General features: G+C 64.5%; 23 protein-coding genes, 1 other RNA gene and 1 riboswitch. Of the genes, 9 read left to right on the forward strand and 15 right to left on the reverse strand.

The features are described 5' to 3' along the window. Positions 1–78: 78 nt before the first annotated feature. The 3 genes from greA to carA are packed head-to-tail and all read right to left on the reverse strand — an operon-like array spanning position 79 to position 4,976. Positions 79–561, reverse strand: coding sequence for a transcription elongation factor GreA (greA, locus tag ABIE56_RS06255; RefSeq protein ID WP_429242973.1), 483 nt, complete (start codon positions 559–561; stop codon positions 79–81). Next, positions 558–3,785 carry a carbamoyl-phosphate synthase large subunit gene (gene carB, locus ABIE56_RS06260; RefSeq protein WP_429242974.1) on the reverse strand — a complete coding sequence of 1,076 codons (3,228 nt, stop codon included), beginning with the start codon at positions 3,783–3,785 and terminating at the stop codon, positions 558–560. The genes greA and carB overlap by 4 nt, the downstream gene beginning before the upstream one ends. Positions 3,786–3,836: 51 nt before the next feature. Beyond that, complete coding sequence (gene carA, locus ABIE56_RS06265; protein WP_429242975.1) at positions 3,837–4,976, reverse strand: glutamine-hydrolyzing carbamoyl-phosphate synthase small subunit; 1,140 nt, start codon at positions 4,974–4,976, stop codon at positions 3,837–3,839. 219 nt (positions 4,977–5,195) lie between these two features. Between carA and ABIE56_RS06270 the strand changes: the two genes are divergently transcribed. Next, the gene (locus ABIE56_RS06270; protein ID WP_429242976.1) at positions 5,196–5,879 is read left to right on the forward strand and encodes a 2OG-Fe(II) oxygenase; all 684 of its coding nucleotides are present in this window, start codon (positions 5,196–5,198) and stop codon (positions 5,877–5,879) included. A gap of 98 nt (positions 5,880–5,977) precedes the next feature. Here the strand turns inward: ABIE56_RS06270 and ABIE56_RS06275 are convergent, their stop codons facing one another. The 6 genes from ABIE56_RS06275 to hrcA form a co-directional block, all read right to left on the reverse strand. Continuing rightward, positions 5,978–6,985: a sodium:calcium antiporter gene (locus ABIE56_RS06275; protein ID WP_429242977.1), complete on the reverse strand. Its 1,008-nt coding sequence runs from the start codon at positions 6,983–6,985 to the stop codon at positions 5,978–5,980. Between the two features lie 5 nt (positions 6,986–6,990). Beyond that, positions 6,991–7,203: riboswitch (yybP-ykoY riboswitch) on the reverse strand. A gap of 33 nt (positions 7,204–7,236) precedes the next feature. Next, positions 7,237–8,031, reverse strand: coding sequence for a 4-hydroxy-tetrahydrodipicolinate reductase (gene dapB, locus ABIE56_RS06280; RefSeq protein ID WP_429242978.1), 795 nt, complete (start codon positions 8,029–8,031; stop codon positions 7,237–7,239). Then, entirely contained in the window at positions 8,028–9,155 is a 1,128-nt protein-coding gene (gene dnaJ / locus ABIE56_RS06285) for a molecular chaperone DnaJ (RefSeq protein ID WP_429242979.1), read from the reverse strand. The genes dapB and dnaJ overlap by 4 nt, the downstream gene beginning before the upstream one ends. 129 nt (positions 9,156–9,284) lie before the next feature. After that, a complete protein-coding gene (dnaK, locus tag ABIE56_RS06290) occupies positions 9,285–11,210 on the reverse strand; it encodes a molecular chaperone DnaK (protein WP_429242980.1) in 1,926 nt (641 codons plus the stop codon). A 130-nt stretch (positions 11,211–11,340) separates the two neighbouring features. Continuing rightward, entirely contained in the window at positions 11,341–11,868 is a 528-nt protein-coding gene (gene grpE, locus ABIE56_RS06295; RefSeq protein ID WP_429242981.1) for a nucleotide exchange factor GrpE, read from the reverse strand. Positions 11,869–11,950: 82 nt separating this feature from the next. Then, positions 11,951–13,009, reverse strand: coding sequence for a heat-inducible transcriptional repressor HrcA (gene hrcA, locus ABIE56_RS06300; RefSeq protein ID WP_429242982.1), 1,059 nt, complete (start codon positions 13,007–13,009; stop codon positions 11,951–11,953). 133 nt (positions 13,010–13,142) lie between these two features. On the opposite strand from hrcA, the gene recN reads away from it, so the two are divergent. After that, a complete protein-coding gene (gene recN / locus ABIE56_RS06305; RefSeq protein ID WP_429242983.1) occupies positions 13,143–14,813 on the forward strand; it encodes a DNA repair protein RecN in 1,671 nt (556 codons plus the stop codon). 60 nt (positions 14,814–14,873) lie between these two features. Here the strand turns inward: recN and ABIE56_RS06310 are convergent, their stop codons facing one another. Continuing rightward, entirely contained in the window at positions 14,874–15,503 is a 630-nt protein-coding gene (locus ABIE56_RS06310) for a response regulator (protein WP_429242984.1), read from the reverse strand. A gap of 90 nt (positions 15,504–15,593) precedes the next feature. On the opposite strand from ABIE56_RS06310, the gene ABIE56_RS06315 reads away from it, so the two are divergent. Next, entirely contained in the window at positions 15,594–17,213 is a 1,620-nt protein-coding gene (locus tag ABIE56_RS06315) for an MASE1 domain-containing sensor histidine kinase (protein ID WP_429242985.1), read from the forward strand. Positions 17,214–17,486: 273 nt separating this feature from the next. Here ABIE56_RS06315 and fur read toward each other — a convergent pair whose 3' ends face one another. Continuing rightward, positions 17,487–17,903 carry a ferric iron uptake transcriptional regulator gene (fur, locus tag ABIE56_RS06320; protein WP_429242986.1) on the reverse strand — a complete coding sequence of 139 codons (417 nt, stop codon included), beginning with the start codon at positions 17,901–17,903 and terminating at the stop codon, positions 17,487–17,489. A 75-nt stretch (positions 17,904–17,978) separates the two neighbouring features. Here fur and ABIE56_RS06325 point away from each other — a divergent pair, with 75 nt between their 5' ends. Continuing rightward, entirely contained in the window at positions 17,979–18,449 is a 471-nt protein-coding gene (locus tag ABIE56_RS06325; protein ID WP_429242987.1) for an outer membrane protein assembly factor BamE, read from the forward strand. Between the two features lie 86 nt (positions 18,450–18,535). On the opposite strand, the gene ABIE56_RS06330 is transcribed toward ABIE56_RS06325, so the two are convergent. Together ABIE56_RS06330 and ABIE56_RS06335 are read right to left on the reverse strand one after the other, a co-directional pair. Continuing rightward, positions 18,536–18,808, reverse strand: a complete 273-nt coding sequence (locus ABIE56_RS06330) for an RnfH family protein (protein WP_429242988.1) — start codon at positions 18,806–18,808, stop codon at positions 18,536–18,538. Beyond that, positions 18,801–19,229, reverse strand: coding sequence for a type II toxin-antitoxin system RatA family toxin (locus ABIE56_RS06335; RefSeq protein ID WP_429242989.1), 429 nt, complete (start codon positions 19,227–19,229; stop codon positions 18,801–18,803). The genes ABIE56_RS06330 and ABIE56_RS06335 overlap by 8 nt, the downstream gene beginning before the upstream one ends. A gap of 81 nt (positions 19,230–19,310) precedes the next feature. Between ABIE56_RS06335 and smpB the strand changes: the two genes are divergently transcribed. After that, positions 19,311–19,811, forward strand: coding sequence for an SsrA-binding protein SmpB (gene smpB, locus ABIE56_RS06340; RefSeq protein WP_247427668.1), 501 nt, complete (start codon positions 19,311–19,313; stop codon positions 19,809–19,811). A gap of 96 nt (positions 19,812–19,907) precedes the next feature. Continuing rightward, positions 19,908–20,300, forward strand: a transfer-messenger RNA (tmRNA) gene (gene ssrA, locus ABIE56_RS06345). 44 nt (positions 20,301–20,344) lie between these two features. Here the strand turns inward: ssrA and ABIE56_RS06350 are convergent. Next, positions 20,345–23,314 carry a sensor histidine kinase gene (locus ABIE56_RS06350; protein WP_429242990.1) on the reverse strand — a complete coding sequence of 990 codons (2,970 nt, stop codon included), beginning with the start codon at positions 23,312–23,314 and terminating at the stop codon, positions 20,345–20,347. Positions 23,315–23,479: 165 nt separating this feature from the next. Continuing rightward, entirely contained in the window at positions 23,480–24,427 is a 948-nt protein-coding gene (locus ABIE56_RS06355) for an alpha/beta hydrolase (protein ID WP_429242991.1), read from the reverse strand. Positions 24,428–24,616: 189 nt separating this feature from the next. Between ABIE56_RS06355 and ABIE56_RS06360 the strand changes: the two genes are divergently transcribed. From ABIE56_RS06360 to ABIE56_RS06370, 3 genes are read left to right on the forward strand one after another with little or no spacing between them, the layout of a single operon-like run. Further along, a complete protein-coding gene (locus tag ABIE56_RS06360; protein ID WP_429242992.1) occupies positions 24,617–25,336 on the forward strand; it encodes a helix-turn-helix transcriptional regulator in 720 nt (239 codons plus the stop codon). A gap of 41 nt (positions 25,337–25,377) precedes the next feature. Then, the gene (locus ABIE56_RS06365; RefSeq protein WP_429242993.1) at positions 25,378–25,869 is read left to right on the forward strand and encodes a helix-turn-helix transcriptional regulator; all 492 of its coding nucleotides are present in this window, start codon (positions 25,378–25,380) and stop codon (positions 25,867–25,869) included. A 27-nt stretch (positions 25,870–25,896) separates the two neighbouring features. After that, the gene (locus ABIE56_RS06370; RefSeq protein WP_429242994.1) at positions 25,897–26,529 is read left to right on the forward strand and encodes a response regulator transcription factor; all 633 of its coding nucleotides are present in this window, start codon (positions 25,897–25,899) and stop codon (positions 26,527–26,529) included.

Here is a 26,529-nt window from a genome sequence, read left to right on the forward strand (position 1 = left end):
CGCGATGGGTGCTTGCGGCAAGACCTTTCGCGCGCAAGCGCTCCTACAACTAAAAAAGGGCCCCGCGGGGCCCTTTTTTTACTTGTAACGAACGCCTTTTATCTCGTACGTCTTCGTGCCGTTAGGGGCGACGAAATCGAACTCATCGCCTTCGTTCTTGCCGATCAGCGCACGCGCGATCGGAGAGCTCACGGCAATCAGGTTCTTCTTGATGTCCGCCTCCAGGTCACCCACGATCTGGTAGGTCACTTCCGCCTCGGAATCCAGATCGACCAGATCGACGATGGCACCGAACACGATGCGCGGCGCAACGGCCAGGCGCTCGGTATCGATGATCTCGGAGTTCGACAGCGCCGCCTCGAGCTCGTTGATGCGACCTTCGTTGAAGCCGTGCATTTCGCGCGCGGCGTGGTACTCCGCGTTTTCCTTCAGGTCGCCATGCGCCCGGGCCTCGGCCACGGCCGCGACGATCTCCGGGCGCTTCACGCGCTTCAGGTACTCCAGCTCATCGCGCAGGCGATCGGCGCCCACCGCAGTCATGGGAGGACGGGTTGCGCTCATGCCTTCAGCTCCTTGTGCAGATCCTGCAGGCTGTTGACTTCCGGCTCCGCATGGAAATCAAGCGAGTGCACCAGGGCACGCGCGCCTGCAACAGTCGTGGAATACGTGACGCGCTGCTGCAGCGCTTCGCGGCGGATCGAGAACGAATCGGAAATGGCCTGCTTGCCTTCCGTGGTGTTGACGATATAGACCACTTCGCCGTTCTTGATCAGATCGACGATGTGCGGGCGGCCTTCGAGCACCTTGTTGATGCGCTCGGCGGCGACGCCGTTATCCTGCAGGAACTTCGCGGTACCCGAGGTAGCCACCACGGTGTAACCGCGCTGGGCTACTTCCCGGGCGATCGGCAGCAGGCGGTCCTTATCGGCATCGCGCACCGACATGAACACCTTGCCCTTCGGCGGCGCCTTGATGCCGGCGGCCTCGTGACCACGCGCGAACGCGGCGCCGAACGTACGGCCCACGCCCATCACTTCGCCGGTGGACTTCATCTCGGGGCCGAGGATCGGATCCACGTTCTGGAACTTCAGGAACGGGAAGATCGCTTCCTTGACCGCGTAGTACGACGGGATGATTTCCTTCGTGGTGCCCTGCTTTTCCAAGGAGATGCCGGCCATGGCGCGCGCGGCGATCTTGGCCAGCGACATGCCGGTGGCCTTGCACACGAACGGTACGGTGCGCGAGGCGCGCGGGTTCACTTCCAGGATGAAAACGTCATCGCCCTGGATGGCGAACTGCGTATTCATCAGGCCGACGACCTTCAATTCACGGGCCATCACCTTCACCTGGCGGCGCATTTCATCCTGCACCTCCTGGGTCAGCGAATACGGCGGCAGCGAGCACGACGAATCGCCCGAGTGCACGCCGGCTTCCTCGATGTGCTCCATGATGCCGCCGATAAGGACGTTGCCCTCGGCATCGGCCACGATATCCACGTCCACCTCGACGGCGTGGTCGAGGAAGCGATCAAGCAGCACCGGCGATTCGTTCGACACCTGCACGGCCTCGCGCATGTAGCGCGTGAGATCCGCGTCGGCGTAGACGATTTCCATGGCGCGGCCTCCGAGCACGTAGCTCGGGCGCACCACCAGCGGGTAGCCGATCTCGCGGGCCAGGGCCAGCGCTTCGTCGGCGTTGCGCGCGGTGCGGTTCGGCGGCTGCTTCAGTTCCAGCTTTTGGATCATCTTCTGGAAGCGCTCGCGATCTTCCGCCAGGTCGATCGAATCGGCGCTGGTGCCGATGACCGGCACGCCAGCCGCTTCAAGCGCACGCGCCAGCTTCAGCGGGGTCTGGCCGCCGTACTGCACGATCACGCCCTTGGGCTTTTCCAGGTCCACGATTTCGAGCACGTCTTCCAGCGTCAGCGGCTCGAAGTACAGGCGATCGGAGGTGTCGTAATCGGTGGAGACGGTTTCCGGGTTGCAGTTGACCATGATGGTTTCGAAACCATCCTCGCGCAGGGCGAGCGCGGCGTGCACGCAGCAGTAGTCGAACTCAATACCCTGGCCAATGCGGTTCGGGCCACCGCCCAGGACAATGATCTTGTCCTTGTTGGTCGGGTTGGCTTCGCACTCTTCCTCGTACGTGCTGTACATGTACGCGGTGGTGGTGGCGAACTCGGCCGCGCAGCTATCCACGCGCTTGTACACCGGGCGCACGCCCAGGGTGCGGCGCAGGTGACGCAGTGCGTTTTCGTCGGTGCCGACCAGCTCGGCCAGGCGTGCATCGGCAAAGCCCATGCGCTTGAGCTCACGCATGCGCGGCTCATCCAGTGCGGTAAGGCCCTGGCGCTGCACTTCGCCTTCGGTGATCACGATGTCTTCGAACGCGGCGAGGAACCACGGATCGATGCGGGTCAGGTCGTGCACTTCTTCCAGCGACAGGCCGGCGCGGAACGCATCGGCCACGTGGAACACGCGATCGGGGCGCGGTTCGCGCAGCTCGCGCTTGAGCGTCTGGAAGCCGTCTTCGCTACCGATATCCAGGCCGGTCGGGTTCAGGCCGGTCTTGCCGATCTCGAGGCCACGCAGGGCCTTCTGCATCGATTCGTGGAACGTACGGCCCATGGCCATCACCTCGCCCACCGACTTCATCTGGGTGGTGAGGCGGGCATCGGCGGCCGGGAACTTCTCGAACGCGAAGCGCGGGATCTTGGTGACGACGTAATCGATGCTCGGCTCGAACGACGCCGGGGTGAGGCCACCGGTGATGTCGTTCTTGAGTTCATCGAGCGTGTAGCCCACGGCGAGCTTGGCCGCGACCTTGGCGATCGGGAAGCCGGTGGCCTTGGAGGCCAGCGCCGACGAACGCGACACGCGCGGGTTCATTTCGATAACGACCACGCGGCCATCTTCGGCGTTGATACCGAACTGCACGTTGGAGCCGCCCGTATCCACGCCGATCTTGCGCAGCACGGCGATGGAGGCGTTGCGCAGGCGCTGGTATTCCTTGTCGGTCAGCGTCTGGGCCGGGGCCACGGTGATCGAATCACCGGTGTGCACGCCCATCGGGTCGAAGTTTTCGATCGAGCACACGATGATGCAGTTATCCGCGGTGTCGCGGACCACTTCCATCTCGAATTCCTTCCAGCCCAGCACCGATTCTTCCACCAGCACTTCGTGCGTGGGCGAAAGCTCGAGGCCGCGGCCGACGATCTCGACGAACTCTTCCTTGTTGTAGGCGATACCGCCGCCCGAACCACCCAGCGTGAAGCTCGGGCGGATGATGGTCGGGAAGCCCACCGTCTGCTGGATTTCCAGCGCCTGCTCCATGGAGCGGGCCACGGCGGCCTTGGGGCATTCCAGGCCGATATCGGCCATGGCCTTGCGGAACAGGTCGCGATCCTCCGCCATGCGGATGGCATCGCGCGATGCACCGATCAGCTCGACGCCGTAGCGCTCGAGCACGCCGTTATCGGCCAGGTCGAGGGCGCAGTTCAGGCCGGTCTGGCCGCCCATCGTGGGCAGCACCGCATCCGGGCGCTCCTTGGCGATGATGCGCTCGACGGTCTGCCAGTTGATCGGCTCGATGTACACGGCATCGGCCGTATCCGGATCGGTCATGATCGTCGCCGGGTTCGAATTGACCAGGACGACGCGGTACCCCTCTTCCTTCAGGGCCTTGCAGGCCTGGGCGCCGGAGTAATCGAACTCACAGGCCTGGCCGATGACGATCGGGCCGGCGCCGATGATGAGGATGGTCTTTAGGTCGGTGCGCTTTGGCATGGTTTTTCTCGCGAATCGAAGGCTGGATGGAAGGTGTGGGCGCGCGGCGTGTTACGCCTGCTTCGCCTTGTGCGCTTCCATCGCGGCAATGAACGTATCGAACAGGTAGCCGACGTCTTCCGGGCCCGGGCTCGCCTCAGGGTGACCCTGGAAGCAGAACGCCGGACGATCGGTCAGGGCGAAGCCCTGCAGCGAGCCGTCGAACAGCGAGGTATGAGTGACACGCACGTTGGCCGGCAGCGTCGCCGGATCCACGGCAAACCCGTGGTTCTGCGAGCTGATCAGCACACGGCCGGTGTCGTGGTCCTTCACCGGGTGGTTCGCGCCGTGGTGGCCGAACTTCATCTTCAGCGTCTTCGCGCCGATGGCCAGCGCCATGATCTGGTGGCCCAGGCAGATGCCGAACACCGGGATCTTCGTGTCGAGGATGGTCTTGGTCGACTCGATCGCGTAATCACAGGCGGCCGGATCACCCGGGCCGTTGGCGAGGAAGATGCCATCCGGGTTCATCGCGAGCACATCGGCCGCGGGCGTCTGCGCCGGCACCACGGTGATATCCACGCCACGGCCGGCGAGCAGGCGCAGGATGTTCTGCTTCACGCCGTAGTCGTAGGCCACCACGCGGAACTTCTTCGGCGCGTTGTAGAACGCCTGCTTGTCGAGGTCGTAAACGCCCTCGTTCCACTGGTAGGTCTTGGTCGTGCTGACCACCTTGGCCAGATCCATGCCGTTAAGGCCCGGGAAGGCCTTCGCCTTCGCCACGGCAGCTTCCACATCGATGGCGTCACCCGCCACGATGCAGCCGTTCAGGGCGCCCTTCTCACGCAGGATGCGCGTAAGGCGGCGGGTATCGATGCCGGCGATGGCCACGACCTTGTGGCGCTCGAGGTAATGGGGCAGCGGTTCCTGGCTGCGCCAGTTGCTGGCCAGGCGCGGTACATCGCGCACGATAAGGCCGGCCGCGTGGACGCGGTCAGCTTCGACGTCGACGTCGTTGGTGCCGGTGTTGCCGATGTGCGGGTACGTCAGGGTGACGATCTGCTGGTTGTACGACGGGTCGGTCAGGATTTCCTGATAACCGGTCATGGCGGTGTTGAACACCACCTCACCAACGGTTTCGCCGCGGGCACCGACCGCGTGGCCGTGAAAAACGCTGCCGTCTTCGAGAGCAAGCAGAGCAGGAGTACGCATGGGATGGCCGCCTTCGGGTGCAGCAAAGCCCGCAAGCCTGCTTTTATAGCGGCTCGTGGGCCTTGGGGATGGGAACGTTTGGGCGGGTAAGAATTGTAGGCGTGAAGAGGCCTTCTGTCCACCGGCTTAGACTGGATGTTTACGTAGGATTACGTGCCGGATCACGCTTCTGGCACGATACAATTGACCTTAGTGGTACCTGACCGAGAATTACCTGCCATGTTGCTCGACCCTGCCCGCCTGGATCGTCCCGATACTGACATCCGGCACGAGCCATTCTCGTTCATGATCGCCCATGGGCAGTTGCCCGATGAAGCCCGCGGCGAGCTCGACCGCGACTTCCCCCAGTACTCCAGTGCCGGCTTCTTCCCGTACGACGCCGCGGATTGCGGCCCGTCGGTGAACGAGCTGGTGGGCCAGATGACCTCACGGGCCTTCTCCGCGGCCATTGGCCGGCACCTGGGCATCGAGGGGCTCGAGACCTACCCCACCCTGGTCACCCTGTGCCGGCACCTGAACCGCCGCCACGGCACCATCCACACCGACAGCAAATCGAAGATCGCCACCGCACTGATCTACCTGAACCCGATGTGGCCCGATACCAGCGATGGCTGCCTGCGCTTCCTGGCGTCCATCGACAATATCGACGACACCGTAGCCCCGGAACTCAAGCCGCTGTACGGCGAGTTCGCCGTGTTCCGCCGCGCCGAGAATTCCTTTCACGGCCACCTGCCCTACGAGGGCGAGCGCCGGGTCATCCAGGTGGCTTGGCTCACCTCGGAAGAGGAAAAGGCCCGCAAGACCAAGCGCGGCAAGTTCTCGCGGGCGTTCAAGAAGATCTTCGGCAAGCTCGACCGCAAGGTTGGCGCCGACCGCGACCGCAGCGCCTCGCACCGGGATTAACCGGCCCGACGGGGCCATCGCGCGCAAGCGCGCTCCTACACGAGACCTGCGCAGGTTCCCGCAGGAGCGCGCTTGCGCGCGATGGGATAGCCGACCGCTCACCCCCTGCCGAAATACCAGGCGACAAACAGCGCAAATACGCCATAGAGCGCCCCGATCGGCATGAGCCAGCGCGCCTCGACGGCACCGCGACGGAACATGGCCCACAGGGCGATCACCGCCACCATGGTGATGACGCCAGCCACGATCAGCGGCGTATCGAACAGCCACGGGGTGGCGAATAGCGCCAGCGAGCTGGGAATGGTGGCCTGGATCATCATCGCCCCGGAGATATTGGCCAGCGCGAGGCGCTCCTTACCCTGGCGCACCCAGATCAGCGCGTTCACGGTTTCAGGCAGCTCCGTCGCCACGGGGCTGAGCACCAGCGCCACCAGATGCGGCGACAGATGGAAGAACTCGCCAAAGGCTTCCAGCTGCCAGACGAAGACGCGCGAGGCGATCGCGATCACGACCAAGGCCAGGCCGGTCTGCAGCAGCACCCACCTCATGGCCGGGTCGGCATCACGGGGGCGGAACGAAAGAGGCTCGAGCTCTTCCTCCTCGGGCGCCGAGCTGTCGTCGCCGATCTCACGCCATACGTACAGGCCGTAGGCCAGCAGGAACAGGACGCCCAGCCACGGCTTCCAGGCGAAGGCGATGAGGCCAAGGCCTACCTTCACGATAAAGATGGCCAGGAACCAGGACTGGTCGCGGGCGAGGCGCTGGTGGTCGACCCGAACCCGGCTATCGCCGCGATTCAGTCGCTTACGGCCGGCATATAAAGCGAAACCTACGACCGCGTAAGCGATGGTGGCCAGCACCAGCGGGCCGCCCAGGGCGGCACCCACGCCGATATCTTTGGCCTCGGGGGTTTTTCCGAACATCACGGCGACAAAGGTCACCGCGCTCTCTGGCAGTGCCGTGCCGAACGCCGCCAGCACCGTGCCGGTGGCGGTGGCACCCAGGTTGAGCTTGCGCCCGAACCATTCGACGCCGTTGACGAAGTATTCGCAGGTGAAATAAATGGCCCCGGCGGATACCAGGAACAGAAAGGTGGTCAGCAGCATGGATTAGCAACAGGCCGGGCGAGCGCACGAAAACCGATGGCACAACGACACCGCTCGCCCGGCCGGGTGAGCATGTCGATGGCCAAAGGTCTCGCCGGGCCGGCAGCGTGCTCTCCACACGCTACTGCCGTTCGCGCCATGGGGTCTTGCGACCACCAAGTCTGTTGACGCGAACTCCTCAGGGGGAACGAGGATGGCTACTCCCCAATGACATCGGCGCGGATGTTAACACGGTTTCGAGAACCGCGCGGTCAGACCTTGGCGGCGATGACGTCTTCAATGGCCCAGGTGCCAGGCGCACGGCCGGCGATCCAGGCGCCCGCTTCCAGGGCGCCGCGGGCGAAGATGCTGCGATCGGTGGCACGGTGGCCCAGCTCGATGCGCTCGCCCTGCCCCATGATCAGGGCCTGGTGCTCGCCGACGATATCGCCACCGCGAACCACGGCAAAGCCAATGGTGCCCAGTTCGCGGGCGCCGGGACGCCCCTCGCGGGCGTACACCGCCACATCCTCGAGCTTTACATCGCGGCCGGCCGCCGCCGCGTGGCCCAGCGCCAGCGCCGTACCCGACGGCGCATCTTCCTTGCGGTTGTGGTGGGCCTCGACAATATCGATGTCCCAACCCGGAAGGGCGGCCGAGGCCTCCCGCAGAAGACGCGTAAGCACGGCCACACCGAGACTGAAGTTGGCGGCGCGCAGTACGGCGATACGCTCGGCGGCATGGGCGAGCCGATGCTCCATCGCGGCATCGAGCCCGGTGGTGCCCGTCACCAGCGCGGCACCGGTGGCCTCGCACACATCCAGCGCGGCGGCGAGCCCTTCGGGACCGCTGAAGTCGATGACGACATCCACGCCACTGGGCTCATCCCAGCCGGTGAAGCGCAGCGCCGAGACATCGCCATAGGCGGCCTTGCCCAGCCGTGCCGATTGCGCCGAAACCACCGCGCGAACGAGCTCAAAACGTTCGTCATCGCGCACGAGGTTGAGCAGCGCGAGACCCATGCGGCCAGAGGCGCCGCTGATGGCAAGACGAACGGGGCGGGTCATGAGGTGACCCTGGACCAGAAGTCCTTCACGCCATCCATGAAGCTGTTGGAGCGCGGCGTGTGCTTGGCAGCGTCTTCGCCCACGAACGTCGCTTCCAGCTGCTGCAGGATCTCGCGCTGTTCCTTGGTCAGGCGTACCGGCGTTTCGACCACCACGGTGCAGATGAGGTCGCCCGTGCGGCCACCACGAACCGATTTGACGCCACGACCGCGCAGGCGGATCTGCTGGCCCGTCTGCGTTTCCGGCGGAACGTTTACCGCGACTTCGCCATCCAGCGTCGGCACCATGAGCTCGGTACCGAGTACCGCCTGGGCGAAACGGATGGGCATCTCGCAGTGGAGATCCGAACCATCGCGCTGGAAGATCTTGTGCTCGCGCACGCGCACTTCGACGTACAGGTCACCCGCAGGCGAGCCCGCCGGGCCGGCTTCACCCTGGCCCGTGAGGCGAATGCGGTCGCCATTGTCGACGCCTGCGGGGATCTGCACCGACAGCGTGCGCTCTTCCTCGAGGCGACCCTCGCCGTGGCACTTCTTGCAGGGCTTGTCGATCTTCTGGCCCGAGCCGTGGCACGTGGGGCATGCCTGCTGGATGGAGAAGATGCCGTTCTGCATGCGCACGCGGCCGTGGCCAGCGCAGGTGGAACAGGTGGAAACCTTGCCGTCTTCCGAACCGGTGCCGTTGCAGTGGTGGCAATTGACCTGGGTGGGGATCTCGATTTTCTTCTCGACGCCGAATACGGCTTCTTCGAGATCGAGCTCCATGATGTAGCGCAGGTCGGCACCACGGCGTGCGCGCTGGCGACCACCGCCGCCACCGCCGAAGATGTCGCCAAAAATATCGCCGAAGATATCGCCGACGTCGCCGAAACCGGCGCCGCCACGACCGAAGCCACCGCCCTCGAAGGCGGCGTGACCGTACTGATCGTACGCCGAGCGCTTTTGCGCATCAGAGAGTACGTCGTAGGCCTCTTTGGCTTCCTTGAATTTGTCGATCGCCTCCGGATCATCCGGATTGCGGTCAGGGTGGTACTTCATCGCGACGCGACGAAAAGTCTTTTTCAGATCGCCTTCGGTGACGGTACGTTCCACACCGAGGATTTCGTAGTAGTCGCGCTTGCTCATGTGCCGCTTTGCTTTCCCTTGGACGGACAAACGCGCCGAAGGCTTTCGCCCCGGCGCGGTCGCGTCATTGATACGTCTGACAAGTGGCGCGGAAAACTATCCGCGCCACTGATCCCACCACGAGGACGATTACTTCTTGTCGTCCTTGACTTCGGTGAACTCGGCGTCGACCACGTCATCGGGCTGGGCCGAACCGCCGCCCGGAGCCGACTGCTGCGCGGTATCCGACGCGCCACCCGACTGGGCGGCGGCGTACAGGGACTGCGCGACCTGCTCGAGGTTGGCGATCTTCGACTCGATGGCCGACTTGTCATCGCTATCCTTGGCCTTCTCCAGTTCGGACACCGCGCCATCGATGCTGGCGAGCTGCTCGGCCGGGATCTTGCCGCCGTGCTCCTTCAGCTGCGAGCGGGTCTGGTGGACCAGCTGATCAGCCTTGTTACGGACCTGGACCAGGTCGTGGAACTTCTTGTCTTCTTCGCGATTGGCCTCGGCATCGGCCACCATGCGCTGGATCTCGTCCTCGGACAGGCCCGAGCCTGCCTTGATCTCGATCTTCTGTTCCTTGCCGGTGTCCTTGTCCTTGGCCGACACGTGCAGGATGCCGTTGGCATCGATATCGAAGGTGACTTCGATCTGCGGGGTGCCGCGCGGTGCCGAACGGATGCCGGACAGATCGAACTTGCCCAGCGACTTGTTGGCGTTGGCGCGCTCACGCTCGCCCTGCAGCACGTGCACGGTCACCGCGGTCTGGTTGTCGTCGGCGGTGGAGAAGGTCTGCGAGGCCTTGGTCGGTACCGTGGTGTTCTTCTCGATGAGCTTGGTCATGACGCCGCCCATCGTTTCGATACCCAGCGAAAGCGGGGTGACGTCGAGCAGCAGCACGTCCTTCACGGTACCGCCCAGCACGCCACCCTGGATGGCAGCGCCAACGGCGACGGCCTCATCCGGGTTCACGTCCTTGCGTGCTTCCTTGCCGAAGAAGTCCTTCACGGCTTCCTGGACCTTGGGCATGCGGGTCTGGCCACCGACGAGGATGACCTCGTTGATATCCGAAACGCGCAGGCCGGCATCGTTCAGCGCGGTGCGGCACGGCTCGATGGTGCCCTTGACCAGGTCTTCCACCAGCGACTCGAGCTTGGCGCGGGTCAGCTTGATGTTCAGGTGCTTCGGGCCCGAGGCATCAGCCGTGACGTACGGCAGGTTCACGTCGGTCTGGTGGGCCGACGAGAGTTCGATCTTGGCGCGCTCAGCGGCATCCTTAAGACGCTGCAGGGCGAGCTGATCCTGGCGCAGGTCAATGCCCTGCTCCTTCTTGAACTCTTCCACGAGGTAATCGATGACGCGGTTATCGAAATCTTCGCCGCCGAGGAAGGTGTTGCCGTTGGTGGCGAGCACTTCGAACTGCTTCTCGCCATCGACGTTGGCGATTTCGATGATCGACACGTCGAACGTGCCGCCGCCCAGATCGTACACGGCGATCTTGCGGTCGGCCGTGCCGGTCTTGTCCAGGCCGTAGGCCAGGGCAGCCGCGGTCGGCTCGTTGATGATGCGCTTGACGTCAAGGCCGGCGATCTTGCCTGCATCCTTGGTGGCCTGGCGCTGGCTGTCGTTGAAGTACGCCGGCACGGTGATGACCGCTTCGGTGACCGACTCACCCAGGAAATCCTCGGCGGTCTTCTTCATCTTCATCAGCACCTTCGAGGAGATTTCCTGCGGCGCCATCTTCTTGCCATCGGCGGTCTGCACCCAGGCGTCGCCGTTATCGTGCGCGACGATGCCGTAGGGGACCAGCTTGATGTCCTTCTGCACTTCCGCGTCCGTGAACTTGCGGCCGATAAGGCGCTTCACGGCGTAGAAGGTGTTCTTGGCGTTGGTGACGGCCTGGCGCTTGGCCGGCGCACCAACGAGTACTTCGTTGTCCTTGGTGAACGCGACGATGGACGGCGTGGTGCGGTCGCCCTCAGAGTTCTCGATGACGCGCGCCGTGGTGCCCTCCATCACAGCAACGCAGCTGTTGGTGGTACCGAGGTCGATGCCGATGATCTTGGCCATAAAAGTTGCTCCGAATTTCAATGCGGCCCCCGCGGCCGCGACTGGTTTGGAAATGGGGGACGTGCCCCATCGATTCAATACGTGGTGAGACTCCCCGGCGGGCCGGAAACGGCGCCGCGCGGGGCTTTGTTCAGTTGTCCTTGACGACCGCGACCAGCGCCGGGCGCAGCAGGCGGTCGTTCAGCACAAAGCCCTTCTGGACCACGGCCACCACGGTGTTCGGCGCGTGCTCGGCCGAATCGACCGCGCTGATCGCCTGGTGGTGTTCCGGGTTGAACGGCTGGTGCAACGGATCGACCAGGACCAGGCCGTTCGACGAGGTGACCTTTTCCAGCTGCTTCAGGGTCAGCTCAAGGCCCTCGCGGAGGGTCTTCGCATCGGCGTTTTCATTGGCGAGGCCCAGGGCCACGCTGTCGTACACCGGCAGCAGGTCGCCCAGCAGCTTCTCGTTGGCGAAACGGCGCGCCTGCTCCAGGTCGCGCTGCAGGCGGCGGCGCTGGTTTTCGATCTCCGCCCGCTCGCGCAGCACGGTCTCGCGCGCGCTGGCCAGTTCGGCCTCGACAACCGCCAGCTTGGCGGCCAGGGCGTCGAAATCGGCGTTGACGCTGTTATCGCCGTCCTGCGCCGGATCCGTCGCGTGGGGATCGTGGTTCTGCATGTTTACTCCAAATGTAAGCCTACGGCCCCCGTGAAGGGGCCGGACATTCGCGGGGATTACTAAACCCGCCTCCCGTGGCGGTTTATGAGGTCGCCACGGCGCGATTCAAGGCATCGCTGAGCAATCCGGCGGTGGCTTGTACCACCGGGATCACCCGCTCATATGCCATACGCGTCGGTCCAATAACTCCGATCGCGCCGAGCATGCGCCCGCTGGTTCCGTAGGTGGCCGTCACGATGCTGCAGCCATCCAGGGCCGAAAAGCCCGATTCCTCGCCGATAAACAACCGCACGCCAGGCGCCTTGACGCAATTTTCCATCAACTGCAGCAGCTCACGCTTTTGCTGGAAGGCATCAAACAGGTCGCGCAGGCGGTCGATATCGGCCAGCTCGGAATAACCCATCAGGTTGGTCTGGCCGCTCACCAGCACATCGTCGGTATCTTCATCGCCGAACGAGGCCGTGGCCAGTTCCACCGCGCTGGCCAGCAGGCGGTTGAGCTCGCCCCCGGCTTCACGCAGTTCCGCGGCCAGGTGGGCGCGGATATCCGCCAGCCGGAACCCGGCGAAATGGGCATTAAGATAGTTAGCGGCCTGCTCCAGCTCCCGGCCATCGATAGGCCGGGAAAGCTGCACCACGCGGTTTTGCACCTGGTTATCCGAGAACACCAGGATCACCAGAACCCGGGCATCAGGCAGGTTCACGAAATCGATATGGCGCAAGGGGAAATCGCCCTGGCGCGGCACGGTGACCACCCCCGCGAAGTGGGTCATGGCCGAAAGCAGGTGGGAAACGTTGCCCAGCAGGTCGCGCGTGGTCGTCTGGTGGCCCGGCAGGCCGCCCTGCAGGCGAGCCATGTCATCGCGCGGCAGCGGCTTCAGCTCCAGCAGGCTATCGACGAACAGGCGCAGGCCACGCGGTGTAGGGATACGCCCCGCCGAGGTGTGGGGCGAAGCGACGAGCCCGGCTTCTTCCAGGTCCGCCATGATGTTGCGGATGGTGGCCGGGCTGACTTCCAGGCCAGAGGACTTCGCCAGGGTGCGTGAGCCGACGGGCTCGCCGTCGGACAGGTACTGGGAAATCAGGGTACGCAACAGCCGCCGCGCGCGAGCATCGATATCTTGGCCAGAGAACGGGTTCATGCGCGTGGTGGGCTAAAGGGTCCGGTAACAGGCGCTATCAATAAGGTCTGCGCGGCTGGCTTGCAAGTCTCGGTTCCTGCGACACGCCTGCCGCTACAATCGGCGTGATTCCATTTCACCCCTTTCGGTGCCCATGCTCACCTCGCTCTACGTCCGCCAGTTTGCCGTCGTTGAAGAAGCCGAAGTGGCCTTTGGCCCCGGGCTTACCGTGGTCAGTGGCGAGACCGGCGCCGGCAAGTCCCTCCTCGTGGACGCCCTGATGCTGCTGGCAGGCGCCCGTGCCGATAGCGGCATGGTGCGCGCCGGCAGCGACCGCGCCGAGCTGGCCGCCGAGTTCGACCTGGCTGGCCTGCCCGAAGCCCTGGGCTGGCTGCGCCAGGAGGAGCTGGACGATGGCGAGACCTGCCAGCTGCGCCGCGTGATCCGCACCGAGGGCAGTTCCAAGGGCTGGATCAACGGCCGCCCGGCCAGCCTGGCGCAGATGTCCGCGCTGGCTGCGCTCATCGTCGAGATCCATGGCCAGCACGAGCACCAGGCTTTGCTCTCGCGCCAGCACCAGATGGCCCTGCTGGATGCCTTCGCCGGCAACGAGGAGGCCCAGGCCCGGGTGCGCGAGCTGGCGAAGGCCTGGCGCGATGCGGTGACCAGGATCCGCACGCTCTCGGGCGGCGACGATCGCGAGCACCAGATCGAACTGCTCGCCCACGAGCTGGAAGAGCTGGACCGCTGGGCCCTGGCCCCTTCCGCGCTGGATGAGCTGGAAGCCCAGCACCGCCGCCTGGCGAATGCCGGCCGCCTGGCCGAAGGCGCCAACGGTGTGGTGGAACTGCTCGATGGTGAAAGCGAGTTCGCCATTGGCCGTGCCCTGCTCCGCGCCCACGCCGAGCTTTCCCGCCTGGCCGAACTGGATGCCACGCTGGCCCCCACGCTGGAGCTGCTCGATAGCGCGCAAATCCAGGTCGGCGAAGCCGTGGATGGCCTGAGCCGTTACGCCCAGGATGTGGAGCTGGACCCCGAACGCCTGGCCGAAGTGGATACCCACCTCACCCATCTGCATGACCTGTCGCGCCGCTATCGCCTGCCGATCGAGGAGCTGACAGCCAAGGCCGAAGAACTGCGCGAGCGCCTTGCCGAGTTGGAAGGTGCCGGCGACGCACTCGAGCGCCTCGCCCGCGAGCGCGACCGCCTGCGCGCCGACTACGACAGCGCGGCCGCTGCGCTATCCAGGGCGCGTACGGAGGCGGCCACTCGGCTGGGTTCATCGGTCGCCGCGTTGATGGGCGAGCTCGGCATGTCCGGCGGCCGCCTTGAAGTGGCGCTGGAGCCAGCCGAAGGCGACGACCCGGATCCGCAGGGCCGCGAGCGATGCGAGCTACTGGTGAGTGCGAACCCCGGCCAGCCGCCGCGCCCGCTGCGCAAGGTGGCTTCCGGTGGCGAACTGGCCCGTATCAGCCTGGCGATCGAAGTGGCCACGCTGGGCAACGACAACATCGGCTGCATGATCTTCGACGAAGTGGATACCGGCATCGGTGGCGCAGTGGCCGAGGTGGTCGGCCAGAAGCTGCGTGCGCTCGGCGAGCGCGTGCAGGTGCTGTGCGTCACCCACCTGCCCCAGGTGGCCGCACAGGGCCATAGCCACCTGCAGGTGGCCAAGGAAAGCGATGGCGAATCCACCCGCACGCGTATCCGCGCACTGGATGCCAGCGGACGGCGCGAGGAAATCTCGCGCATGCTCGGCGGCGTGGAAATCACGAAGGAAACCCGGGCACACGCGAAGAAAATGCTCGATCGCGCACAGGGCTAAAAAGACGCCGGATCGCGTGTAGGAGCGCGCTTGAGCGCTCCTACCGTTTCAGGGCACGGCTCAGGTACGGATCAGCCCGCGCTCCTGCGCCATCCGGTACAGATCCAGTTCGGAACCCGCATTGAGCTTGTTCATCACCGCGGCGCGGTGGATGTAGATCGTCTTCTGGCCGATACCCAGCTCGGCCGCCACCTGTTTGGGTGCACGGCCTGCCGCCAGCAACAGGAACACCTCGCGCTCGCGAGCCGTCAGGCGGCTGAAGGGGTCCAGATCCTGGGTGGAGCGGCTGGAACGGCGCTCGCGCAGATCCGAGCTAAGGTACTGGTCACCCGCAAGCACGGCACGCACGGCAGCCACCAGCTCTTCCGGCGCCACGCCCTTGGTCACATAACCCCGTGCGCCCCGGCGCATGGCCTCAGAAACGTACGGCTCGCCATCGTGCATGCTCAGCACGACGATGCGCATGTTCGGCTCGATACTGCCCAAGTGCTCGATGAGCGGCAGGCCGCTGCCATCGGGCAACGATAGATCGACCGCAACCAGGTCGGGGCGATGCTGGGTGACCGCATCGACCGCTTCATCGGCGTTTTTGGCTTCGGCGACCACATCCAGGTCGGGTTCCAGCTGGATCAGCCGCTTGAAACCTTCACGGACGATGGCGTGGTCATCTACAAGGACGATTCTTGGCATGGGGCAGAATGTAACAGTACTCGCCCGAATGTGCGCATATGCCTGCATTCCGCGTCAGGACGCCACATCGGCCGTGTAACATTCACGCTCATGCGCCTTCGCACCCTCTCCCGCTTCGCCGGCCCCATCATCGCCATCGCCTATGCACTTGCCTGGGTGATGCTGTGGCCGACCGAGCAGCCGTACTGGGTGCTCCCGTTCGGCCTGCGCTTTGGCGCCCTGCTGCTTACCCGCTCACGCGATTGGTTCTGGATCCTGGGCGCGGAGATCGCGGCCAGCGCGTTCTGCGAATGGCGCAGCGGCCTGCCGATCGGCGGTGCCGGCTTCGTGCTGGGCGATACACCCGAGCCGCTGATGGTGGCCGCCTGCCTGTGGCTGCTCCGCCGCGCCCACCTGCACGCCAGCCTGAATACCCCCGAGGACGTGGCGCGCCTGCTGCTATCCGCCATGGTGACCGCCACCGTGGCCACGGCGGGCAACGCGGCCATGATGGCCTCGCTGCACCCCGCCGCACCGGTCGAGATGCTGGGGACGACCTTCGGCAGCGACCTGCTCGGCAATTACCTGGGCGTGCTGCTGGTGGTGCCGGTGATGGTGCTGGTGTTCCGCGAGCGGCCGACGCAAACCGCGCTGGCCGAACTCTTATTAGATGGCCTGCTGGTGATGTTGCCCTCGCTGGCCATCCTGGTGACCCTGGCCGAGTACTCGCCGCAGCCGCAGTTCGCCCGCGTGCTCTCGCTGGCCCCGGTGCTGTTCTTCGCCTTCCGCCACGGCTGGCGAGGTGCGGGCCTGGCCATGCTGATCACCAGCGTGGGGCTGAATGTGACCGAGGACATGATCGGCCGCGGCGCGCCGACGGCGGCTGCCCATCTGTTCCTTGCCGTGGCCGGCACCGGCACGCTCATGCTGGGTGCCGCCACCGATGCCCTCCGCCGCAGCAGCGAGCGCGTGGCCCAGCAGAACACCCACCTGGCCGCGGCCAATCAGCGCCTGGACCAGCTGGCCCGCCAGTTGCGCGATGCCGCCCGCGGCAACCTGCAGGCCGAAGAGAGCCTGCGCCGACACATGGCCTCGGAGTTGCACGATGAGCTGGGCCAGAACCTCACCGCCATCCAGACCCACCTGAAACTGGCCCAGAACCGGCTGGGCAACGCGGGCATGGACGATATCGGCAGCGCGATCAACGGCATTCTGGGCCATATGCGCCGGGCCCTGCATAAGATGCTGGATAGCCTGCGCCCCTCGGTGCTGGATGAGTTCGGCCTGCTGCGTGCTCTCGATGAAGGCCCCATTCGCGACATGCTGACGGCCGCCGGCATCCACTACGTCACCGACCTGCGCGGCGAGCCCCGGTTGCTGGATGATGACACCCTGACCGCCATCTACCGTGTGGTGCAGGAGAGCGCCACCAACGTGGTGCGCCATTCCGGTGCAAAAGAAATGCGCCTGCGCCTGCGCATCGGCCTGCGCGATAGCGGGCCGGTCGCGGTGCTGGACATCCGTGACGACGGCCATGGCCTGCCCTCCACCCCGCGCCCGGTGCGCACCGACGGCGGCGGGCGCGGCCTGCAGGGCATGAGTGACCGAATTACGGCACTTGGGGGCGTTTTCCGCATCGTCCCGGAGCCGGTCGGACTTCACCTTCGCGTGTTGCTTCGCAGCACAAGTATCGGAACTAGCATAGGAAATTTTCCAATAGCCGGTTCGTGAACGCTTCGTTACGATTCTTCCATCGATGTGGGGGAGCCGCCGTCGAGAGACGGTGAGCCCGAGTCGATCGTGGGGACGATCGGCTCGAAGAGGCGACAGGATGTCAGCCTCGCCGGCGTCGGGTAGCGAACCGGGATTTGCGAGCAACTCGCGGTCCACGAACTGCCCGGCAATGGATCAGCCGCCGGTGGACAGGAGTCCACCGGCGGCGTTTTTATTTGCGGACACAAAAAAAGCCCCTCGTCGAGGGGCTTTTTCTTTGCAACCAGCAGCTTAGCGAGGTTTCTTCTTGGGCCTCACATAAAGCACCAGGCTGTGCTCCTCAATGATGTAACCGTGCCGGTCAGCAATTTCATGCTGCAGGCGCTCGATCTCATCGCTGGTGAACTCGATGACCTTTCCACTGTCAATGTCGATCATGTGGTCATGGTGCTTGCCGCGGTCCAGCTCGTAGACGGCCTGGCCGCCTTCGAAGTTGTGCTTCATCACGATGCCAGCCTGCTCGAACTGGGTCAGCACCCGGTACACCGTGGCAAGCCCGATGTCCTCCTGGTGCGCTAGCAGGCGCTTGTAGATGTCTTCGGCCGTGAGGTGGCGCTCGTCCGCCTCTTCGAAGACCTGCAGGATCCGCATGCGCGGATGGGTGACTTTAAGGCCCGCTTTGCGGAGCTCTTGGGTTTCCTGGTCCATCTCAGACCTCTTCTCGCGGTGCCGTCAGGCGCTTAGTGTATCATCGCTCGCTTCACGATCTGGACGTTACTACGCATGCAAAAGCTGCTCATCCGCACGCTGGGTATGGCTCTCCTGGCAACTGCCTCCGCCGGCTGTAGCCTTGTCTATACCCCCGACGTGCAGCAGGGCAACCTGCTCGACAAGAAAAACGTCGACCAGCTGCAGCCCGGCATGACGAAGCGCCAGGTCCTGGTCCTCCTGGGCACCCCGTCGGTCATCTCCCCGTTCGATAACGACCGCTGGGACTACGTCTCCACGTTCTCGCACCGTGGCAAGCCGATGACCACCCGCACCCTCACCCTCACCTTTAATAACGACACGCTGGTGAAGACCGAGGGCGACTTCTTCAAGCAGGATGCCCAGCAGCTGCTGGAAGACTCCAAGAAGTACAAGTCCAACCCGATCGACGACGCCAAGGGTGACAAGAACACCAGCGCCAACGACAAGAAGGACGATGGCGGCATCTTCGGCGGCGGCTCCTCGAGCGACGACGACAAGAAGTAAGCCAGACCCGGCCGGGGCCCACCACCCCGGCCGCACCCCTGCCGGAGCGCGCTTGCGCGCGATCCGGCCCGCGAAAACGCCCGAGGCTACCGCGCCGCCCGCCGCCTGCGCGCCTCCATCGGATCCAGGGTCAGGGCCCGATAAATCTCCACCCGATCCCCCTGCCCCAACACGTGCCCCGACGCCACCTTCTTTCCGAAGATGCCCAGGCGGCTTTGGTCAGGACGAACCCCGGGCGGTAGCTGAGGCAACGCCAGCGTCACGGCCTCCCAGGCGGTCGCACCCTCCGGCACGGCAAGCCGCACCACCGCCTGCCCCTCCGGCCCGGCGTAAGCTACTTCCACACCAAGGTCAGCCATACTGGCGGCGCGCCTCGTCGCAGAAGTCGTCCACCATCTTGTTCGCGAGCTGCTGGAAACCCATCTTCAACACGGTGCCGCCGATGCCGGCGTAGTCGAAATCGAGCTCCAGGGCGATCTTGCAGCCCACGTCACCCAGGGCCTGGAAGGTGAAAACACCATCCAGCGAGCGGAACGGGCCTTCCACGAACTTCATGGTGAGCTTGTTCGGGCGCTCCATGGTGTTCCGGGTGGTGAAGTTCTGCTTCATCCCGGCGAACTTCAGATCCAGCCGGGCCACCAGCACGCTCTCGTCCTTCTCGATGATCGTGGCGGTGTCACACCACCCGAAGCGCTTTGGGTATGCTTCAACGTCATTGACCAGGTCGAACATCTGCGCGGGCGTGAACGGCACGATCGCACTGCGGCGGATTTCAATCACTGGATAGACCTCGTCTTGTTTTGCCGGCTCACGGACCCGCCGGCCTCGTATCAGGGACCGATTCGGAAGATTTTAGCGGACATGGCAAAAGCGAAGGCAAAGGACACGGAAAAAGAAGGCGGCGGCACCATCGCGCTGAACAAGCGCGCGCGCCACGAATACCACATTGACCAGCGGTTCGAATGCGGCATGGCGCTGCAGGGCTGGGAACTGAAATCGCTGCGCGCCGGCCGTATCAACTTCGGCGAGGGCTGCTACGCCATCATCCAGGATGGCGAGGTGTTCCTCGTGGGCGCCCAGATCCCGCCCCTGATCAGTGCCAGCACCCACGTGGTGGCCAACGACCGGCGCACCCGCAAGCTGCTGCTGCATCGTGAGGAAATCGACCGCCTGATCGGCGCCGTCGAGCGCAAGGGCTATACCCTGGTCCCCACCGCCCTGTACTGGAAGAACAACAAGGTAAAGTGCGAAATCGGCCTGGCCAAGGGCAAGCAGGAGCACGACAAGCGCAACACCGACAAGGAACGCGAGTGGGCGATCGACAAGCAGCGGGTGATGCGCTCGCACAACCGCCTGGGCTAAGTCAGGCAATGCCTACGCCCTCGATCGGCAAACGCCCATTGTGGGTACCCCACCCCGCCCATATACTGTGACATGTAGGTTCACCACGTTTTCCCTGGGGATGTTTTGGTTTCGACGGGGGTAGTGCGATCTACTGGTGCATGCCGAGGGGGCAGCTTTCCTCGTTAAACCAGCCGCAAAACATATAGTTGCCAATGACAACTACTACGGTGACAACTCGGTGGCTCTCGCCGCCTAAGCTGTCCGGCCCCTAAAAAAGGCCAAACCCCCGAACCGGTCTTGTGCTCATGCTCGCCGGTGTAGGGTCACTATCATGGGACCGCCGAAAGCCTCTCCGCCTGTGGGGCTGACGCTAGATTAATCAGGTATGTCCGCCGGTGCGCTTAGCACGCCGTGCTGTCGGTGGACGAGACTTAACGGTGAGCTAAGCATGTAGATCTGGGGATTAAACGCCTTCGGACGCGGGTTCGACTCCCGCCATCTCCACCACTTCAGCAGCGGGCCAATGCTCACGCATTGGCCCGTTTTGCTTTTCAGGGGATCGGGCCGCTCCGCCGGGCGCCACGCCCGACCAGCAACGTAACAGCCGCCCCGTCACCTACCCGGCTCTCCACCAGCAACCTCGCCCGCATCCGCGTGGCGCGCTCGCGCATCCCCTGTATCCCAAAGTGCCGCCCCGCAGCGCATACGCCTGTCGACGACACGGTAAAGCCACGCCCATTGTCCCGGATGACGATACGCACGCTACGCCGTCGAATACGCAGCGCACAGCTCACCACGCTCGCACCCGCATGCTGGAACGCGTTGAGCAACGCCTCGCTGGCTATCGCGACAATATCGCTGGCAAGCTCCGGGCGGCCGAAGATCTGATCCATTTCAACCAGCGGCTCGAAACGCACGCCGTAGGTTTGCTCCAGATCGCGCCCGATGAGCAGCACCGCCTCGCAGATGCGGCCATGCGCGATGGATGTGGTCCGCAGGTTGAACAGTGCGCCACGACTTTCCCCTACGGCCTGGCGCGCCACCTCCACGGCGCGACCCAGCCGTGTACGAAGCACGTGGCCCTCAGGCAATTCCACGGTCGCCGTGCCCACCATCATCATGAGGCCCTGCACCGACTGCAGCAGCGTGTCGTGCAGTTCCCTCGCGATGCGCTCACGCTCGGCACTGGCACTCTCAAGTTGCAGGCGCAGCACGCGCTGGGCACGTTGATGGCGGGCGCGCACGATCCACGCGACAGCAGCGGCCATTACCGCGGCGCAGAGAAGCCGGAACCAGAGGGTTTGGTACCACGCTGGTGGAATGGCAATGACCACCGAAGACGAACGGACACTCGCCATGCCCGCATCGTCGATGGCCATTACCTCGAACGTGTAGCGACCGGGCGCGAGGTTTGTATACGTCGCCTCGCGGCGCGATCCCGCTGCGACCCAGCTATCGTCGACACCAGACAGCCGGTAACGGAACGCCACGCGCCCGGGCGCCGCGAGGTTCGTTGCCGCATAAGCGATCGAGATGCGCGTGGTGCCCGTGGGCAGAGCGATCTCCTGGCCTGTGTGAAGGTGATCGCCCGCGCTCACGGATCGCACCTCCACGACGGGCGCGAAGGCTTCCGATGCTAACGCGGCTGGGTCCACCACGCCGACACCCGTGTTACCCGACAGCCACACGCGCCCCACCGCATCGACGGCCAGCGCATTCATGGTCGACGAGGCGGGAACACCTGGCACGCCATCCGTGATGTCCAGGCGGCGAACGAACGGTGGCGGCCCACGGCCTGCAAAAGCCTCGTCGAGCGCCTGGCGGGCGATGACGTAGACACCCGCGTGGGAGTAGATCCACACCTTGTCACCAACGAGCCGTATGCCTGCTACGTCGAGCAGGGGATCATCCCCGAGCCGGTGCAGCACCTGGCGGGTGGCCCCCATGAAACGCGCCACGCCATCGCTACCGCCGACATAGGTCCATGCGTCCACGGGAAGAATGACGCGCACCCTGCCGATGCCGGGAATGACGTGCCGCTCACAAAGGCCCGAACGGTCAATCAGGACGACATCGCTATCGATGCCGCCGACCCAGGCCTGCCCGACGGCTGCCTTGGCAAGAATCGATGGGCGGAATGACGGGTTCCATGTGCAGGTGTTGTGTCGCCACGCCCCGTCCTGAAGGTGATCCACGCCCTTGGCCCAGAACATCACCCACACGCCGCCCGCGCCATCGTCCAGTATGTGGCTCCATTCCTGTGCCCCATAGGCCGGCACCGGATAGCGGATTCGCGTACCGTCGCGATCGAACCAGATATCGCCTGGCGTGCGCACCCAAAGGCCTTGCGGAAACGATGGACTGAACGCGTAGATGGGGTCGGAGAATTCCGCCACTGTGCCGAGTGCAGTTGGATCGATGCGCAGCACGTCTTTGGAGGTCGCTATCCATGGCGTATGGTCGGCCGCCATCTGCACTGGCACATCGCCACGCTCTTCGCGTGGAATCTGGGTCATCTGGTGAATAGGCCGCTCACGCACCTTGTCGAGGCCAAAGCTGCTGCCGGCCCACACCGCTCCGTCGCGGTCCACGAACACGGGCACCATATGATCGGCCGTGAACCCGTCGCGGGCATCGAAACTCGCGCTCACTTCACTGCGACGCAGCGTGTGGCCATCGGCCAGTACCTGCGGGCGCGCAAGGACCACGAGCGACTCCTGTACACGATCCGTCCCCCACAACCGCCCTTCCCGGTCAAACGCCATGCGGTCGAATGCGAGCATGCCCGGAGCCGCTTTGGGTAACACGGGATCGCCAACGGGATGGCTCGCGCTTACCCCAGGCAACGCGCGCACGCCAGCGTCCAGATCTGAAAGCCATAAGGTCCCATCCGGCGCACGGGCCAACTGCGCCCGCGGCGTGACCGGCACGTTCGTTGCCTCAAAGCGGGGGTGGCCTGGTCGCAGGAACATCAGATGCGACATGCCGGTAACCCACAGCACGCCATCAGGATCAACGAGCAATGCCGTGGCGTGGGGGCCGTCGAATCCTTCGGCCGCCCCCACGACGTGCCAGCGCCGCCCATCGAACACCATAAGGCCCTTGCGCCCGGCAGCCCACACGCGGCCATCGCGGGTAAACGCAAAGCTGGTGATCCACCCGCCCCCGGCCGGGTTGCCAAAACCCTCAAGCACACCTGCATGGATGCGAGCGACACCATCCTCGAACTGCCCCATCCAGATGTCGCCGCTGGGAGCTACGGCCAATGCCGTGACGTTAAATGCAGGAAGCTGCCGGCCATCACGGGTCTTCAGGGGCTCGAACTGCGCGCCGTCAAAGCGAACGACGCCGTATCCCGTGCCTAGCAACAGGAACCCATCGTTATCCTGCGCGAGGGACCATACGTCCGTTGGCGCGCTCCGCTCAGAAGGCCAGCTGATGTGGCCGAAATCCTCTTTTACGGCTGCTGCGGGCAACGCCATGGGGCTGCTGGTGGCACCGAGCACGAGCCCAAAAATCAAAGCGCCGTGCCTCAGCCAGGGCCGCCGGGTTGCCGTCGCACGATGTGCCGACGCACGTCGCCTTGCCCCCATCGACCATCCCGCCATTCGTTTGATCCCCACCATGCGCACCATGCCAACCACAGAATAGCTGGGCAGCGCACGGGTTACTTGTTGCCAGGCGGATCATTGAATGGCGTAGAGGAAGCGGAGCACCGGATTGACGGCTGCCCAGGGCACGGTGTTATGCGTTTCGCCCTCGAACACATGGAATTCGAACGCTCCCTTGCGCGCGGCGAACGCCGGTGCGGCCATACCCGCCAGATCGCGCGCATTACCAACCATGTGCGCGTAGCGAACCTCCGCGGCCAGGGCAGTCTGGTCAACCTTCCATTGCCGCATCCCTGGCGATAGCTCTTCTTCGCGGCCGCCCACGGCCACGAAAAAGCGGGGTGGGTTTGAGCGAGTGGAAAGCTGCCTGGCAAGCGCAGGGAATTGCGCCAACGTCGCGCGGCCGCTACGCCACAGCGATGGGCTGATCGCGACATAGTTCTGGAACATGCCAGGGTGATTGATCATCGCCCTGACAACAAACAGCCCCCCGAGCGACCACCCTACGAGTGATTGCCGCGCAGGATCGATGGCCACCAATGCGGCAACGCGCGGCTTTATCTCGATTTCAATGACGCGAAGGAATGCCTCCGCGCCGCCAAACCTCGGATTGGGCCCAAGATCGACGGCGATCGCCTTTTCGTGATCGGTCAGGTCCATGTCGGTGAAGTCGAAGGTTCTGTCAGCACCAGGATTGCCTTCGCCGTTCTCGATGCCCACCACCACCGCGCGCTCGATGTCGCCCGCCTGCGCCTCGTTTCTCGCCGCTCCCGCGAACGTGCCGAACAACACGTTGCCGTCGAGCACATAGACGACGGGAAAGCCGTTGACCGGCGCAGGGCCATCCGGGACGAACACCTTGACCCGGTACGCTTCACCGCTCTCCTTCGCCGCCACGTCGAAGCTCCGGGCCAGCGGGACGGACGCAGGCACCGTCACCGGCGGAACTACCGCAGCAGCGCATGCCAAAGCGGGAAGCAAGACAAGCCCGCACGCCAGGCCCCTGAACCAGTTGAGCTTCATCTTCCAGACCCGTTAAAAAAAGCACGATATGTGCAGGATGATGGTGAACGAAGCACGGTTCTTGTGCCTACCTGCCTTGGGGGGTAATTGCGCTCCCCCATCCGGGGGAGCGGGCGCATCCCGCACCCTAGGATAGCGACGCGCGGCATGCGCCCTTATCGTTCCTTCACGACTGAAGGAGGTCACGCCATGCACCTCGTCGCCGGCATTTCCGCAAGCCCAGCCGCATCACCAGGCGATAAGCCCGGCATAGGACACCTCACACCCATGGACGCGGGCTGGCTGCTCGGACTCGTGTTCGAGGTGAACGACAAACGCCTGATCGCGAACCACCTGGTCGCCGCGCATGAGGCATCCCCTTCAGGGAAGGAACTTGCGGCCCGCATCCGGGCTGTAGGCGAACAACTCAAGGCAGATGCCGCACCCGGCTCAGTGACGGCCGCGCATGTGCTCGATGCGACGATGGCTCTGGAGGCGTTCGTACACCAGGCCGGCGCGCCACGTGACAACGAGCTCTCGGAACGGCAGCTGCATATCGCTTTCCATCTCCTGGGGGACGACCTGGAGAAGACCATCTATGTCGGCGACGTGGCCGCCGCATGCGGCACCTCGGAAGGCCATTTCCGGCGCGCCTTTCGCCTTTGCACCGGCGTCTCCCCCCAACAGTGGCGGCAGGAGCGACGCATCCGCTATTGCCGCAGGCAGCTCGCCGAGAGCGACGAGCCGCTCGCTAACATCGCGCGACGCGCCGGGTTCGCTGCGCAAAGTCACTTCAGCCGTGTCTTCAGCCAGCTGACCGGCATGAGCCCAAGCGAATGGCGGCGCATCGTGCGTCCATTCGCTCTCACGCGGAACGTGCCCACGCTGGCTGCAGCTAACCTGAGCCGAACGCCAAAGGCTTGCGCCTGATGCACGCGCCCGCCGTGGGTGACCCACCATCGTGCATATCGATGCCCGGCGACGCCCTGCTCGACGAGCTAGGCGGCATCCTGGCGGGTTGCATTCGCCTTCCACGCATCGATATGACCATCATCGCAGCGATGGTGAACGCCATCCTCGCCCGTTTGACGGAGCTCGGGTACGCGCAAGAAATCGCGAGCCGGCCCGGGTTCGCACTTCAGCCGTGGCAGGAAGCCCTCGCCACCCGCCTGCTCGGCGATTCGGGGCCCTGCATCCCCATCCCCACGATCGCGGCCACCTGCGGAACGACCGTAAGCAACTTCTGCCGCGCGTTTCGCGCAAAGTTCGGTCGCACGCCCCAGGAGTGGCGTGTGGATGCAAGACTTGAACGCGCAAAGACCCTTATGCTGGGCACAACGCTATCGCTTACCCATATTGCGCTTGAGTGCGGGTTTGCGGAACAGAGCCACTTCAACCACACATTCCTTCGAAGGGTCGGCTTCAGCCCTGGCGCATGGCGACGACAGGAAGGTGGCGGTTAGCGAACCCACGCTATCCATCGGAAAACCATGTCACAACCCGAAAGCCCCATCCGAGTCCTTATTGTCGACGACCACCCGCTCATGCGGGAAGGTATCCGGACGGCGATCAATGCAAGCGCCGACATGACCGTGGTGGGCGAGGCGCCAGACGGCGAAGCAGCCCTGGAGCAATACCGCAGTCTGCAACCCGACATCACCCTCATGGACCTGCAGATGCCAACCGTGGCCGGCGTTGAATCCATCGAGCTCATCCGCCAGGAATTCCCCGGCGCGCGCATATTGGTGCTATCCACCTACAAAACCGATGTGCAGGCGATCCGCGCGTTGCGGGCTGGCGCCAGGGGCTACATCCTCAAGGACGCCGTCCCAACCGAGCTGACCGGTGCCATTCGCGCGGTGCATGCGGGCCGCCGGCATATCACCCAGGAGGTCGCGGCGGCCATCGCCATCCACCTGGCTGAAGACACGCTCACCGAGCGGGAAATCGCGGTACTCAAGATTGTCGCCCAGGGAAACTCCAACGGTGAAGTTGCCCGCAAGCTCTCCGTGAGCGTCGAAACCATCAAGCAACACATGAAGAATATCGCGGCGAAGCTCGGCACCAGCGATCGCGCCCATGCAGTCGCCATCGCCATCAAACGCGGCATTATCACGGTTTGA

The sequence above is a fragment of the Luteibacter sp. 621 genome, assembly GCF_050435445.1.
Classification (GTDB): domain Bacteria; phylum Pseudomonadota; class Gammaproteobacteria; order Xanthomonadales; family Rhodanobacteraceae; genus Luteibacter.